The 13,996-nt window shown below is 73.5% G+C and carries 11 protein-coding genes; 1 reads left to right on the top strand and 10 read right to left on the bottom strand.

Translation table 11 applies throughout. The features are described from left to right. Positions 1–82: 82 nt before the first annotated feature. From ABZ576_RS03715 to ABZ576_RS03695, 5 genes are read right to left on the bottom strand one after another with little or no spacing between them, the layout of a single operon-like run. The gene (locus ABZ576_RS03715) at positions 83–1,405 is read right to left on the bottom strand and encodes a protein phosphatase 2C domain-containing protein (protein ID WP_360735352.1); all 1,323 of its coding nucleotides are present in this window, start codon (positions 1,403–1,405) and stop codon (positions 83–85) included. A 3-nt stretch (positions 1,406–1,408) separates the two neighbouring features. Beyond that, complete coding sequence (locus ABZ576_RS03710) at positions 1,409–3,859, bottom strand: tetratricopeptide repeat protein (protein WP_360735350.1); 2,451 nt, start codon at positions 3,857–3,859, stop codon at positions 1,409–1,411. Beyond that, positions 3,856–5,136 (bottom strand): hypothetical protein, encoded by a 1,281-nt coding sequence (locus tag ABZ576_RS03705; protein WP_360735348.1) that lies wholly within the window; start codon positions 5,134–5,136, stop codon positions 3,856–3,858. Before ABZ576_RS03705 ends, ABZ576_RS03710 begins: the two co-directional genes overlap by 4 nt. A gap of 41 nt (positions 5,137–5,177) precedes the next feature. Then, complete coding sequence (locus ABZ576_RS03700) at positions 5,178–6,209, bottom strand: glutamate ABC transporter substrate-binding protein (RefSeq protein WP_360735346.1); 1,032 nt, start codon at positions 6,207–6,209, stop codon at positions 5,178–5,180. A gap of 14 nt (positions 6,210–6,223) precedes the next feature. Further along, positions 6,224–7,549 carry a hypothetical protein gene (locus ABZ576_RS03695; protein ID WP_360735531.1) on the bottom strand — a complete coding sequence of 442 codons (1,326 nt, stop codon included), beginning with the start codon at positions 7,547–7,549 and terminating at the stop codon, positions 6,224–6,226. Positions 7,550–7,892: 343 nt separating this feature from the next. Between ABZ576_RS03695 and ABZ576_RS03690 the strand changes: the two genes are divergently transcribed. After that, positions 7,893–8,420 (top strand): GNAT family N-acetyltransferase, encoded by a 528-nt coding sequence (locus ABZ576_RS03690; RefSeq protein WP_360735344.1) that lies wholly within the window; start codon positions 7,893–7,895, stop codon positions 8,418–8,420. 68 nt (positions 8,421–8,488) lie between these two features. Here the strand turns inward: ABZ576_RS03690 and ABZ576_RS03685 are convergent, their stop codons facing one another. From ABZ576_RS03685 to ABZ576_RS03665, 5 genes are read right to left on the bottom strand one after another with little or no spacing between them, the layout of a single operon-like run. Then, positions 8,489–9,478, bottom strand: coding sequence for a BadF/BadG/BcrA/BcrD ATPase family protein (locus ABZ576_RS03685; RefSeq protein WP_360735342.1), 990 nt, complete (start codon positions 9,476–9,478; stop codon positions 8,489–8,491). Next, positions 9,469–10,734 (bottom strand): 6-phospho-beta-glucosidase, encoded by a 1,266-nt coding sequence (locus ABZ576_RS03680; RefSeq protein WP_360735340.1) that lies wholly within the window; start codon positions 10,732–10,734, stop codon positions 9,469–9,471. The genes ABZ576_RS03685 and ABZ576_RS03680 overlap by 10 nt, the downstream gene beginning before the upstream one ends. Positions 10,735–10,741: 7 nt before the next feature. Continuing rightward, positions 10,742–11,635, bottom strand: a complete 894-nt coding sequence (locus ABZ576_RS03675) for a carbohydrate ABC transporter permease (protein ID WP_360735338.1) — start codon at positions 11,633–11,635, stop codon at positions 10,742–10,744. Next, positions 11,632–12,579 carry a sugar ABC transporter permease gene (locus ABZ576_RS03670; protein ID WP_360735336.1) on the bottom strand — a complete coding sequence of 316 codons (948 nt, stop codon included), beginning with the start codon at positions 12,577–12,579 and terminating at the stop codon, positions 11,632–11,634. Before ABZ576_RS03670 ends, ABZ576_RS03675 begins: the two co-directional genes overlap by 4 nt. After that, positions 12,576–13,922 (bottom strand): ABC transporter substrate-binding protein, encoded by a 1,347-nt coding sequence (locus ABZ576_RS03665; protein ID WP_360735334.1) that lies wholly within the window; start codon positions 13,920–13,922, stop codon positions 12,576–12,578. The genes ABZ576_RS03670 and ABZ576_RS03665 overlap by 4 nt, the downstream gene beginning before the upstream one ends. Positions 13,923–13,996 lie beyond the last annotated feature (74 nt).

The following is a 13,996-nucleotide window of genomic DNA, read 5'->3' as shown; positions in this document are numbered from 1 at the left end:
CGCGAGGCGATGACTGTGAGCGGACCGGTCCCCTCCGGTCCGCCCCGGCTTCCCCGTGCCGTACCCCCGTGCCGTACGGCCCTCAGGCCGATCCTGCCCCCTGCGGCGGCGCCGGGAACGGCAGGACCGCCACTGTTACGTTGTCGTGGCCCCCGCCGTCCAGGGCGTGCCCCACCAGGACCCGGGCGCCGTGCAGCGGGCGCACCGCCGCGTCCGGCGGGACGACCTCGGACATCTCCTCGGCCGTCTCGGCGTAGTTCCACAGACCGTCGGTGCAGACCACCACGGCACCGGGCCGGTCCGGCTTGAAGGAGGCGGTGTGCGGCTCCAGTTCGTAGGCGTCCGCGCCGAGCCAGCCGGTGATCGCGTGCGCCCGCTCGTCGGCGTACGCCTCGGCCTCGCTCATCAGGCCGGCGGCGACCATCTGCGCGGCCCAGGAGTCGTCCTCGGTCAGCCGGGCGGGGGGCGCGCCGCGGTCGGTGGGCACCCAGTAGGCGCGGCTGTCGCCGACCCACCCGACGACCAGCAGCCCGGAGGTGACGATCGCGCCGACGATCGTGCAGGCCGGGGCGTTCTGGTGCGGGGCGTGCTCGCGGGCCGTGGCGGGCTCCTCGGCGAGCGCGTTGACGGCCTGCGCGGCGGCGACGATCGCCTCGTGCATCGCCTGCTGCGGGTGGGTGCCGCGCGGCAGCGCGGCCAGCAGCAGGTCCCCGGCCACCCGGGAGGCGGCCAGCGAGGCGTCGTCGGGGCGGGTCGCGGAGGACACGCCGTCGCAGACCACGGCCAGCGCCGCCGGGGTGCCGTCGGGCAGCGTGGTGTGGCCGACGGCGAAGGCGTCCTCGTTGCGGTGGTGGCGCAGCCCGCGGTCGCTGACGGCGGCCACCGGGCCCGACTCCCGCTCGACGTGGTCGCGTTCGCGCGGCTGGGCGTGCCCGCAGTTCTCGCAGTAGCCGTCGCCGTCCACCCGGCCCGCCCGGCAGGCCACGCACAGCTGGGCGGACCCGGCCGGCGCGGCGGTGCCGGCGGCCAGCCGCGGATCGGGTGCCTGCAGCGGGTACTCCTCGGGCTCCGGCGCCCGGTCGAACCGCACCCCGGCGCCGGCGGACCCTTCCGGGTCCGGCTCGTGCCCGGGCAGCGGTGTGTCACCCGAGTCGGTACCGGGCAGGTCCGACGGCAGGTGCGCCGCGGACGGCCCGCCGGAGCCGGCCGGGCCCGGGTCGGGCCAGGCGACACCGTCTCCTGGCGCGGCGGAGCCGGTCATGGTGAGCGTCGGATGGTCCTGCGGCGGTCCGGGCAGCACCGAGAGGTCCTGTCCGCACGCTCCGCAGAAAAGATCACCCGACTCCACGGGCTCCGCGCAGCTCGGGCACTTCGGCAGTGCGGCCTGCCGGGGCATCTGCGACATCGACTACACCCACGTCCGGGGGCGGTAACGGTTGGCCCGTTCCACCAGCTCGATCCTCTCTTGGCCGCCGGGCGCCAGCCGGGCCAGCGTGCGGTAGGCGCGCTCCAGGCCGAAGCGCAGGTCCCGCTCGTCCAGACCGCTGCCCAGCAGCACCCGGGCTCCGGCGGCGGAGCCGGTGCCCCGGCCCCCGGAGAGTATCCAGTCCAGCGCGCAGCCGAGCACTTCCGTCGCCAGCCGCTCGCGCCGTGCCGGGTCCAGGCCGTACGCCTGGAGCGCCTCGACCTGCCCGGCGGCGGCCGTCAGGTCGTCCAGGAACGGTACGTCACCGGCGCCGGCCGTGCGCTGTCTGAGCCGGGCCCGGACGGCGGCGACCCGGGCGGCCGTGTAGTGGATGGAGGACTCCGGCACCGACTCCAGCGTCCGTACGGCGCCCTGCCGGTCCCCGGCCGCGAGCCGCACCCGGGCCAGGGCGAACGCGGCGCTCACGAAGCTCGGGTCGGTCGTCCACACCAGGCGGTAGTACTCGGCCGCGTTGTCCGGCTGGCCCAGCACCTCCGCGCACAGGCCGAGCGCCAGCTTGGGCGCGGCCTCGCCGGGGAAGGCGTCGTAGACCGCGTCGAAGGCGAGCGCGGCGCCCTCGTAGTCGCCGGTGACCAGGGCGGCCACGCCCCGGTACCACACCACCCGCCAGTCGTCGGGCCGCTGCTCCTCCAGCTCGGCCAGGCTGCTCAGCGCGCCCGGCCGGTCACCGCTCTCCAGCCGGGCGCGGATCCGCCGCAGCCGGGACTCCACGCTCTGGGTGGGCGCCGCGGCCAGCGCGGTCATCAGCTCGGCCGGCGCGGAGCCCATGAGGCCCGCCAGGAAACCGGCGTCGGGGTCGTTCGGGTCGACCAGCGGCACCGGCAGGGCGAGCGCGGCGGCCGGGGCGTCGACCGCCGTCACGAGGGCCGCCGGGGCGGGTGCGGCGGCGGTGGTCCCGGCCTTGCGCACCGGCCGCGCGCCCAGCCGGGACACGTCTCCGTCCAGGCGCGGGAACAACTCCGTGTCCACGACCTTCACCTCGGGCGCGAACAGCGTCGACAGCGCGGGCCGCGGCTGCCCGCTCTGGAGCGCGACGACCTCCCGCAGCACGCCCGTCAGCTGCTCGGCCATCTCCTGCGCGGAGGCGAACCTGCGGGCCGGGTCGGGGTCGGTGGCGCGCACCAGGAGCCGGTGGAAGGACTCGTAGCGGCGGAAGACCTCGATGGTGTCGGGGTCGGGCAGGGAGTCGGCGTAGACGTTGGTGTAGCCCTGGAAGTCGAAGGTGAGGACGGCGAGCGTACGGCCCACCGTGTACAGGTCGCTCGCCACCGACGGGCCGACCTCGGCCACCTCCGGCGCCTGGTAGCCGACCGTGCCGTAGATGGCCGACTCGTCGTCGTCCATCCTGCGGACCGCGCCCATGTCGATCAGCTTGAGCTGGTCCTCGGTCTGGATGGCGTTGTCGACCTTGAAGTCGCAGTACAGCAGGTTCCGGCTGTGCAGGTGGCCGAGCGCCTCCAGCGCCTCGATGCCGTACGCGCACGCCTGCTCCACCGGCAGCGGGTCGCGCCGGCCGTCGGGCGCCCGGCGGGCGTTGGCGATCTCCTTCAGCGACTTGCCGCCGACGTACTCCATGACGATGTAGCCGTCGAGGGAGCCGGTGCGCGGGTCCAGGTGCTCCACGAAGTTGTAGATCCGCACGATGTTGGCGTGCTCGATCTCCGCGAGGAACCGCCGCTCGGAGATGGCCGCCGCCATCGCGTCCTGGTCGCCGGTGTCCAGCAGGCCCTTGAGCACCACCCAGCGGTCGGCGACGGCCCGGTCCACCGCGAGGTAGATCCAGCCCAGCCCGCCGTGCGCGAGGCAGCCCGCGACCTCGTACTGGCCGCGCACGATGTCCCCGGCCCGCAGCTTGGGCACGAAGGAGTACGGGTGCCCGCACTTGGTGCAGAAACCCTCCGTGCGGCCCGGCCGGTCGCCCCTGGCCCGGCCCACCGGCGCCCCGCAGTCCGACCGCGAGCAGAACCGCTTGCGCTCGGGCACCTCCGGGTTCTCCAGCACCATCGAGCGCGGGTCGGGCCGCGGCACCTGCGGTACGGCGACCAGTCCGGCGCCCAGCCGTCCGCGCGTGGAGGGGCCGGAGGAGGAGCCCGAGCTGCGCACCGACACCGAGCGGCCGGTGGACCGCCCCGACAGCGACCGCGACAGCCGCCCGGACACCGACCGCCGTGACCTCGACGACTGCGAGGACGAACGGGAACCGCCGCTGTCGGCCGAGCCCTTGGTGATCCCGGTGGCCGGCGAGCCCACCATGCCGGTCGCCGACACGACCGGCGCGAGACCGCAGGTGTCGCAGTACAGCTCGCCGCCGCCGACGTCCTCGTACGCCCCGCCGCAGTCCGGCCGCTGGCAGGTCCCCCCCGGCTGACTCATGACCGGTCCCCCTTACCGTCCTCCGGCGCGCCCGCGCCGCCGAGCAGTTCGGCCGCCGCGCGCTGGTAGCGCAGCACGGCCTGTTCGGCCACGCGCAGGTCGCAGGGCGCGCTCCACAGCATGCGGCGGGCCGCGTCGTACCGCTCGACCAGCAGCGGGTCCTCCGCGAGCCCGTGCCGGGCGACCTTCGCCTTGTAGGCGTCGAGCCTGCCGCGCAGCTCGGCGCGGACCGCGAGCGGCGCGGTGACCGCGGTCAACGACTCGCGGGCGCGCAGCAGTTCGTCCTCCGCCTTGCGCTCCAGCGACTCCAGCAGCGGGGAGAGCCGGTGCCACTGTGCCTGCCTGCGGTACTCCGCGGCGGCCGCCAGCTGCTCCTGGAGCACGGTCGGCGGTCCGCTCACCACCGGCACCTCGGTCGCGGCGATCTTCGCCAGCACCTCGCCGCGCGCGGCACGGGCCTCGGCGAGGGTGCGGTCCGCGCGCGAGAGCACGTCGCGCAGCCGGATCAGCCGGGCCTCCGCGTCCTGGCGCACGGTCAGCACGGCGTCGATCTCCCGCCGCACGTCCTCCAGGGCGCGCGCCTCACGGTCGTACACCGTCGTGTCCGGGCGGCCGCCGCCGGGCGCCGAACCGCCGCCGGCCGGCACCCAGAAGGCGAGCGGGTCGGTGACGGCGTCCTGGCGCAGCCTGGTCAGCGTGTGCGTGATCCGCTCCAGGTCGTCGCCGGCCGGGTGCTCGCCGGGGCGCACGCCGACGGAGTGCGCGAGCGAGCGGGTGCGCTGGAGCTCCGCGGCGAGCAGATCGATCCGCGCGGGCAGCGCCGACCACACCGCGTCGGCGGCGACGATCACGTCCAGGCTCGTCGCGTACAGCTCGTTCATCCGGTCGACCAGGGCGGACAGCGAGAACGTCTCGCTCAGCCGGCCGTTGCCGCCGCCGGGGACCGTCACCGACGGGCCGCGCAGCAGTTCGGTCAGTTCCGCCAGGTCCTCCCGGCTCGACCAGCGGCGCCGGGCGCGGATCTCCCGCGCACCGCGCAGCGTGGCCGTGTACGCGTCGAAGTACGCCCACAGCAGGGTGATCTGCGCCTCCGTGGCCTGCCAGCGCTCCTTGGTGACGCCGGTCAGTTCGGCACCCTCGAGGAGTCTGCGGCCCGCGTGGTCCTGGAGGGCCAGCAGCGAGGTTTCGATCGCCTCGTGCTCCTGGCCGAGCCGCGCCAGCGCACGGTCCACCTCGTCCCGGTCCATCACCGGCCCGGCGGGGTCCGTGACGCCCATCGATCACCTCTCGCTCGCTGTCTGTTCCGGTCGGGTGCTGCTCAACTCGTGCGCAGGTACTGCGGCGCCGGCGGCTTCGACGCGGCGGAATCCTTGCCCAGTGTCGCCGACAGCCAGTCGTCGTACGACGACTGCCAGCCGTGCGCGCGGTAGTCCACCAGAACGCGGTTGACCCGGCGTACCAGATCGGTGGCGTCCTTCTTCATCGCCACGCCGTAGTACTCGGTCGTGAACGCCTCGCCCTTCAGTTCGACGGCCGGGTCCTGGGCTGCCTGGCTCGCGGCGAGCGCGCCGTCGGTGACCACCGCGTCCACCTCCCCGAGCTGGAGCCTGACCAGGCAGTCGAGCTGGTTGGGAACGGTGGTGGACAGGTCGGTGGAGGCGGGCAGCCGGCCGGCCTTCCGGTCGGCTGCCAGCTTGGCGTACGCGGTCGAACCGGCGGCCGTGCAGACCTTCTTGCCCGCCAGCGAGTCGTCGTAGCCGGTCACCGGGGACGACTTGGGCGCCAGCACCTGCTGCCCGGTCTTGAAGTAGGGCGTGGAGAAGGCGACCTGACGCAGCCGGTCACAGGTGATCGTCATGGTGCGCACGACCATGTCGACGCGCCCGTCCTCGATCGCCGGGATGCGCCGGTTGGTCGGGATCGCCTTGAACTGCACCGCCTCGGGGTCGCCGAGGATGTCCTCGGCGATCCGGTGGACGAGGTCGATGTCGAAGCCCTCCAGCCGGGCGCCCTCGGTGTTCGGGTTGCGGTAGCCCCAGCGGTAGCTGTTCTGGTCGACGCCGACGACCAGTTTGCGCTTGGCGCCCGTACGGGCCTTGATGGCGTCGATGGTCGGGCCGTCCGCGCCGGACGGGGCCGGCGTCCGCTGGTGCGCCGTGGCGTCCTCGCAGTCGTCGGCGCGGACCCGGCTGCCGGTGGCGATCTTCTGCCCGCTCCGCTCAGCGGCGGCCGGCGCCTCCTGGGTGCGCGGCAGCAGCAGGACGAACGCCAGTGCCAGCGCGCACAGCACCGCCATCGCGGCGACCCCGCCCCAGCCCCTCAGGGAGGCCCGTGCACGGCTCACGTCCATCGCCTCGTCCTTCGTCACCGGTACTCCGAAAGTCTGCGCCCGATGCCGGCGACGCCGGCGGCCGCGCCCAGCACGGCGAGGACGGCGACGCCCACCGGCAGCCCGGTCATGGCGTCCCGGCCGTCACCGGCCGCCTGCCGGAACTCGGCCTGCTCGTGGTCGATGGCCCGGGCGAGGTTGCGGTCGACGCTGTCGAAGCACTCGCCGGTCGCGCCCTTCGCGCCGATCACCTTGTCCAGCGCCTGCTGGTAGTTGCCGTTCTCGTCCTCGGTCCGGGCGGCGGCGTGGCGTTGCTTCCACACCGCCATGTTGCCCTGCGCCGCCTCGACCGGTGCGCTGCCCCCCTGGTCGTCGGCGAGCGCCGCCGCCTCGGTCAGTCCCTTGCCGAGCACGGCCATGTCCTGGTCGAAGTCGTGGTGGTAGGCGTCGTACGTCTCGCCGTCGACCGTGATGGTCTCCGCGCCGCGCGCCACCAGGCTCAGGTTCTCGTTCCCGCGCGCCTTCAGGGAGGCGATCCGGGCGTCGTGCAGGACGTTGAGCGAGCGGACCCCGTGCTCGTAGGAGCCGTCGAGCCCCGAGCGGGCGACCGCGTGGCCCACGACCAGCCACAGCAGGGCCACCGTGGTCGCGGCGGTGGCGGCGGCCAAGCCGTGGTTGAGCACGCGGTTGGTGCGCCGGTACACGCGGTGCTGGGCCCAGCCGAGCGCGGCCAGCGCGAGCAGCCCGAGCCCGATCGCCACCCACGGGTACGGCGTTGCGTCCCCGTAGTCGGCGTCCAGCCGGCGGTTCTCCGTCGTGTACAGGTCCTCCGCCGCCGGGAGCATCTCCTTCTGCATCTTCTCGTTGGCGTAGCGCAGGTAGGCGCCGCCCACCGGGTAGCCCTGGCGGTTGTAGGTCCGGGCGCGCTCGATGAGGCCCTTGTACTCGGGCAGCAGCCGGTTCAGCCGGGCGATGGTCGCCTCGGCGGCCGAGCCGGGACGGGCGTTGGCGGCGGCGGTGACGAGTCCGGTGGCGGCGGTCCGTACGTCCTTCTCGTAGCGGTCCCGGGCGGGGGCGTTCTCCTGCCCGCCCGCCAGGAAGCCGCTGGAGGCGGCGGTGTTGGCGTCGGCCAGCGACCGGTAGATGCCGGCCGCGCCGGAGCTGAGCGGCTGACTGCGGTGCAGTACGTCGTCGGCGGCGGCCGAACGCGCGCTGGTCTGCCAGGCGGTGGCCGCCCCGAACGCGACGACGAGCAGCGCCAGCACGGCACCGATGATCCGCAGCCGTCCCGGCTCGGTCGTCGCGGCGGCCCGCAGCCGGTCGACGCCCTCGGCGAAGGCGGTCCGCCGGGCGGGCGGCACCGGCGGCACGGCGGCGGCCGGCGGACGGGGCTGAGCGGGGATGCCGGGGGCACCGGCGGGGCCGGGGGCACCGGCGGGACCGGCCGGCGGTGGTGCCGCACTGCTCATCGGCGGGTGTGTCACTCGACCTCCCCCATGGTCATCCGTTCGCCGCCCAGTATCACCGCCCGCACCGGCATTTAGCACCGGCCTTCACTGGATCTTGCTCGGATCGCAGTGCGCCCGGGGGCGCGCGCCGACGGACGCACCACCCTCACCGAGGAACACGCCGGGTACGGCGAATCGGTTCCCCGGCCTCCGGCCGTCCGGTCCCGGCCGTCCGGTGCCCTGCGAAGATCGCGGCATGCACGACATACGCTTCCGCCTCGCCGGCGATGCCGACCTCGCCTCCCTCGTCCGCCTGCGCGACGACGCCGCGCGCTGGATGCTGGCCCAGGGCATCACCGGCCAGTGGCGGCCGGGCGAACTGGACGAGGGCCACTTCCGCCGGGTCACGGAGAGCGGCGAGGTCTGGCTCGCGGAGTCCGGCGGCCGCCTGGCCGGGGCCTGGGAACTGTGGTGGGAGGACGAGGACGCCTGGGGACCGCAGCCGCCGGTGGCCGGTTACGTCCATCGTCTGATGGTGAACCGCGGCAGCGCCCCGCCCGGCACCGGGCGACTGCTCCTGCGCGCCGCGGAGCGCCGGGTGGCCGAGGCGGGGCGGACCCGGGCGCGCCTGGACTGCCTGGCCGGCAACGCGCCCCTGACCGCCTACTACCTGGACGCCGGCTACCGGGTCGTCGGCCACAAGACGGGCAAGCCGCAGCCGAGCGGCCCGCCCAAGTCGTTCACCCTCCTCGAGAAGCCCGTGCGCGCCGACGGCGGACCGTGATCACCCGTTCTCCGTCGGACACACGGCGGTCGTCCGGTGCCACGGGGAGAACGGGCCGCCGCCGCTGCCTACGGTCCGTTCTCCCAGTGGGACCGCGCCCGCTCCCGGGCCGGTGGTCCGGCCGCCAGGTGGTCCAGGCCCAGCAGGGCGGCGCCCAGGACCGGGCTCGCCGTCACCACGCGGACGTCGGCCTTGGGGGCACGGGCCGCCAGCAGGTCGCGCACGGTGTCGTTCAGCAGGGGGTGGCCGGCGGTGAGGACACTGCCGCCGAGCAGGACCGGCGTCTCCTCGGTGAGCAGGTCCAGGCGGGTCAGGGCGACCGTCGCCATCACCGCGACCTCCTCCGCCAGCCGGGTCACGAGGCCACGGGCCACCGGGTCGCCGTCCGCGGCCGTGGCGAACAGGACCGGGGTCAGTTCCTGCCGCCGCTCCTTGCCGACGTGCTCCAGGTGCAGGGCCTCGATGAGGGCGTACATGGTCGGCAGGCCGAAGTGCGCGGGCAGGGTGCGGGACAGGGCCGTCGGCCCGCCCCGCCCGTCCTCCGCGCGCGCCGCGTGCCACAGCGCCTCCTCCGCCAGGCCCCAGCCCCCGCCCCAGTCCCCGGAGATGCGGCCGATGGCCGGGAAGCGGGCGGTACGGCCGTCGGGTCGCATGCCCACGCAGTTGATGCCGGCGCCGCACACCACCGCCACCCCGCGGGGCTCGTCGACGCCCGCGCGCAGGATGGCGAAGGTGTCGTTGCGGACCGTCACCGACGCGCCCCACGCGCGCGCGTGCAGCGCGGCCGTCAGCCGCTCCTCCTCCACCGGCAGGTCGGCGTTGGCCAGGCAGGCCGAGACATGGGTGACGCCGGTGACGCCGGCGGCGGCGAACGCCCGGGCCACCGGATCCGCCAGCGCCTCCAGTGCGGCCGCCACGCCCACCGCCGGTGGGCGGAAGCCGCCTCCGCGGGCCGTGGCCAGCACCTCGCCGACGGCGGTGACCACGGCCACGTCGGTCTTGCTGTTGCCCGCGTCGACGGCGAGGACCGTCAGGGGGCCGGATGCGGTCAGGCCCACGCGAGGTGCTCCCGGTTGTGTGCGACGAGGCTGTCGGTGAGGGTTTCGGCGTACGCGTACTGGCCGATCAGCGGGTGGGCGAGCAGCGCGCGGAAGACGCGGTCCCGGCCGCCGCGCAGGGCCGCCTCCAGGGCCAGCTCCTCGTAGGCCGTGACGTTCGCGATCAGGCCGGAGAAGAGCGGGTCCAGCCCGGTCACGGGGAGCGGGGCCGGGCCGGCCGGGCCGACCGCCGCCTGCACCTCGACCACCGCGTCGTCCGGGAGGAAGGGCAGCGTGCCCCGGTTGAGGGTGTTGACCACCTGGTAGGGGTTCCCGCCGCCGCCCAGCAGGGCCGCCGCCAGGTCCACGGCCGCCTCCGAGTAGTAGGCGCCGCCCCGCTTGGCCAGCAGGGCCGGTTTCTCGTCCAGGGCCGGGTCGCCGTACATCGTCAGCAGCTCGCGCTCCATGGCGGCGACCTCCGAGGCGCGGGAGGGCCTGGTGCGCAGGTCCCGGACGACCTCGTCGTGCGCGTAGTAGTAGCGCAGGTAGTAGGAGGGGACGACGCCGAGGCGGTCCAGCAGGGGGCGGGGCAGGCGCAGGTCCTCGGCGATGGCCCCGCCGTGTCCGGCCAGCAGTTTCGGCAGGACGTCCGCACCCTCGGGGCCGCCAAGGCGCACACCTGTCTCCCAGGTGAGGTGGTTGAGGCCCACGTGGTCCAGGTGCACGTCCGCCGGTGTCACCCCGAGCAGGCCCGCGAACTTCCGCTGGAGACCGATCGCCACGTTGCACAGCCCGACCGCCCGGTGCCCGGCCCGGAGCAGGGCGCGGGTGACGATGCCGACCGGGTTGGTGAAGTCGATGATCCAGGCGCCGGGGTTGGCGCGGCGGACCCGTTCGGCGATGTCCAGCACGACCGGAACCGTGCGCAGGGCCTTGGCCAGGCCGCCCGCGCCCGTGGTCTCCTGCCCGATGCAGCCGCACTCCAGCGGCCAGGTCTCGTCCTGCTCCCGGGCCGCCTGGCCGCCCACGCGCAACTGGAGGAGCACGGCGTCGGCGCCGTCGACCGCCGCGTCCAGGTCGGACGTCGTGACGATCCGGCCGGGGTGGCCCTGCCGGGCGAAGATACGGCGGGCCAGGCCGCCGACCAGTTCCAGGCGGTCCTCGGCCGGGTCCATGAGGACCAGCTCCCCGACGGGCAGGGTGTCGCGCAGGCGGGCGAAGCCGTCGACGAGTTCGGGGGTGTACGTCGAGCCGCCGCCGATCACGGTGAGTTTCATATCCAGATCAACCCTTTACTCCGGTGAGGGTGACGCCCTCGACGAACGCCTTCTGGGCGAAGAAGAAGACGAGGATCACGGGGGCCATGACCAGCACCGTCGCGGCCATGGTGAGGTTCCAGTCGGTGTGGTGGGCGCCCTTGAAGGACTCCAGGCCGTAGGAGAGGGTCCAGGCGCCGGGGCTCTCGGACGCGTAGATCTGCGGGCCGAAGTAGTCGTTCCAGGCGTAGAAGAACTGGAAGAGGGCCACCGCGGCGATGCCCGGCCGGGCCATGGGCAGCACGACCCGCAGCAGGGTCCTCAGATCGCCGCAGCCGTCGACCTTCGCCGCGTCCAGGTACTCGTCCGGGATCGTCGTCAGGAACTGGCGCAGCAGGAAGACGGAGAACGCGTCGCCGAACGCCATCGGGACGATCAGCGGCCACAGGGTGCCGGACAGGTCCAGCTGCTTCGCCCAGAACAGGTACATCGGGATGACCACCACCTGCGGCGGCAGCATCATCATCGAGACCACCAGCAGGAGCGACAGGCTGCGCCCGCGGAAGCGGAACTTGGCGAGGGCGTACGCCACCGGGACCGAGGACACCACGGTCAGGGCGGTGCCCAGGCCGGCGTAGAGCAGGGTGTTCCGCCACCAGGTGAGAAAGCCGGGCGTGTCGAGGACCGTGCGGTAGTTGCCCCACTCCCAGGTGTGCGGGACCAGGTCCCGGCCGAGGGCCTGGCTGTCGCTCATCAGCGAGGTGAGGAACACGAACACGAACGGCAGCGTGAAGAACAGGGCGGCGGCGACGCCGAGCGAGTGGACCGCGATCCACTCCAGCACCGCCTTGCGGCGGGCGGCACGTCCGGCGGGGGAGAGGGGCGGCGCCGGTGCCACCGGCTGGACCGGTACGCGGGTCACGGTCGGTCACCTGCCTGGATCAGGCCGCCCCGGCGCCGCATGAGCAGCGCGGTGAACGCCATCGACAGGGCGAACAGCACCAGTGCCACCACGCAGGCGGATCCGTAGTCGAAACGCTGGAAGCCGAGGTTGTAGACGAGCTGGGGGAGGGTGAGCGTGGACTTGTCCGGGTAGCCGGGCTCGAACTGGGTGCCCGCGCCCTGGATCACACCGGAGGCGACCTTTCCCGCGATCAGCGGCTGCGTGTAGTACTGCATGGTCTGGATCACCCCGGTGACGACCGCGAACAGCACGATCGGGGAGATGTTCGGCAGGGTGACGTACCGGAAGCGCTGCCAGGCCGAGGCGCCGTCCAGCTGCGCCGCCTCGTACTGCTCCGCCGGCACGTCGAGCAGCGCGGCCATGAAGACGACCATCAGGTCGCCGACCCCCCACAGCGCCAGCAGGGTCAGCGCCGGCTTGGACCAGGCGGGGTCGCCGAACCAGCCCGGTGCCGGCAGCCCGGCCCGCTCCAGCAGGGAGTCGACCGGGCCGGTGCCGGGGTTGAGCAGGAACGCGAAGGCCATGGTCGCCGCCACCGGCGGGGCGAGGTACGGCAGGTAGAACAGGGTGCGGAAGAGTCCCGTACCGGTCTTGATCCTCGTGATGAGCAGCCCGACGCCGAGCCCGAAGACCACCCGCAGGCCCACCATGACCACCACCAGCCACAGGGTGTTGCGCAGGGCGGGCCAGACCAGCGGGTAGTGCGCGAAGACGTACGTCCAGTTCTTCCCGCCGCTCCACGTCGGCGGCCGGAAGCCGTCGTAGTGCATGAAGGAGAAGTAGACCGTGGACAGCAGCGGGTAGGCGAAGAAGACCGCGAAGCCGATCAGCCACGGCGACATGAAGGCGAGCGTGCGCAGGGCCGAGCGCCGGCGTTTCGACGCGAGGGTGACGGCGCTCATCCGCGGGCCTGCGCGATGTCCGTGTCGATCTGCGCGGCCGTCTTCCTCAGCCCGGCCCGCAGGTCGGTGACCTTGCCGCTCTCGTAGTCGTAGCCGAACTGCTGGATCGTCACCAGGTACACACCGCCGTTGACCGAGGCGGGGGCGGTGGTCGAGTCGGGGTGCGCGGCGATGTCCAGGAAGGTCTTGAACCGCGGGTCGTAGGTCAGCTCCGGGGACTCGAGCGCGGCGAACGTGGAGGGCACGTTGTGGATGGCGTTGGCGAAGCCGACCACCGCGCCGGTGTCCGTGCTGATGTACTCGACGAACTCCCAAGCCGCGTTCTGCTTGCGGCTGGTGGCGGAGATGCCCGCGATGGTGCCGGTGATGTAGCCCTTGCCGTACTGGTCGGCCTGGTCGTCGGGGACGGGCAGCGGGGCCACCCCGATCTCGAAGTCCGGGTCCGCCTCCTCGGCCATGCCGAGCCGCCACTCGCCGTCCAGCTGCATGGCGACCTGGCCGGTGTGGAAGGGATGCTTGGGGCCCCACTCGTCGCCGAGGGTGGCCCGGAACCTCTCCAGCCGCCGGAAGCCGCCGAGTTCGTCCACGAGCCGCTTCTGGAGCGTGAAGCCCCGCACGAAAGCGGGATCCCGGGCGAGGTTCGACTCGCCGCTTTCGGTGAAGTAGGCCGGGGAGAACTGGCCGAGGTAGTGCTCGGTGGTGGATTCCCAGCCGTGGTAGTTCGGCATGAAACCGAGCTGCCGGTAGCCGTCGCCCTGGCGGACGGTCAGCTTCCGGGCGTCGTCCTCGAACTCCGACCAGGTCTTCGGGGGGCGCCGGAGGCCGGCCTTCTCGAACGCCGTCTTGTTGTAGTAGAGCCCGTACGCGTCACCGAGCAGCGGGACCGAGCAGCGGTTGCCCTCGAAGCGCGTGTACTCGTTCATCGGCTTCGGGAACGTCTTCCCCGGGTCGATCCCGGACTTCTCGAAGAAGGGGTCCAGATCCACCAGCGCGCCCGAGGAGCAGAACTTGCCCACGTTGTTGGTGGTGAAGGAGGAGATCACGTCGGGGGTCTTCGAGCCGCCGGAGCGCAGCGCCTGGTTGATCTTGTCGTCGGTCATGTTGCCGACGACGTCCACATGGATGCGGGGGTGCGCCTTCTCGAAGCCGGCGACCAGCGCTCCGACCGCTTCCACCTCCTTCGGCGCGCTCCAGGCGTGCCAGAAGGTGATGGTCGTGTCCTTCGCCGGGTCGTCGGTGGCGCCCGCGCCGGACGGGCCGGTACACGCGGCGGTGAGCAGCACGGCGGAAGCAGTCAGGGCGAAAGCCGCTTTTCGGGCGAGTGCGGGTATGGCTGTGGGCATGGCGAGGTCTCCCGGGGACGGGTGGACGGAAGAGAGGAAAAAGGGGAGGAGGAGAGGAGGAGAGGGGGAGAGGG

The organism is Streptomyces sp. NPDC013455, assembly GCF_040632975.1.
Classification (GTDB): Bacteria; Actinomycetota; Actinomycetes; order Streptomycetales; family Streptomycetaceae; genus Streptomyces.
The sequence above is the reverse complement of the archived record's forward strand: the minus strand, read 5'-3'. Positions and strand labels throughout refer to the sequence as shown.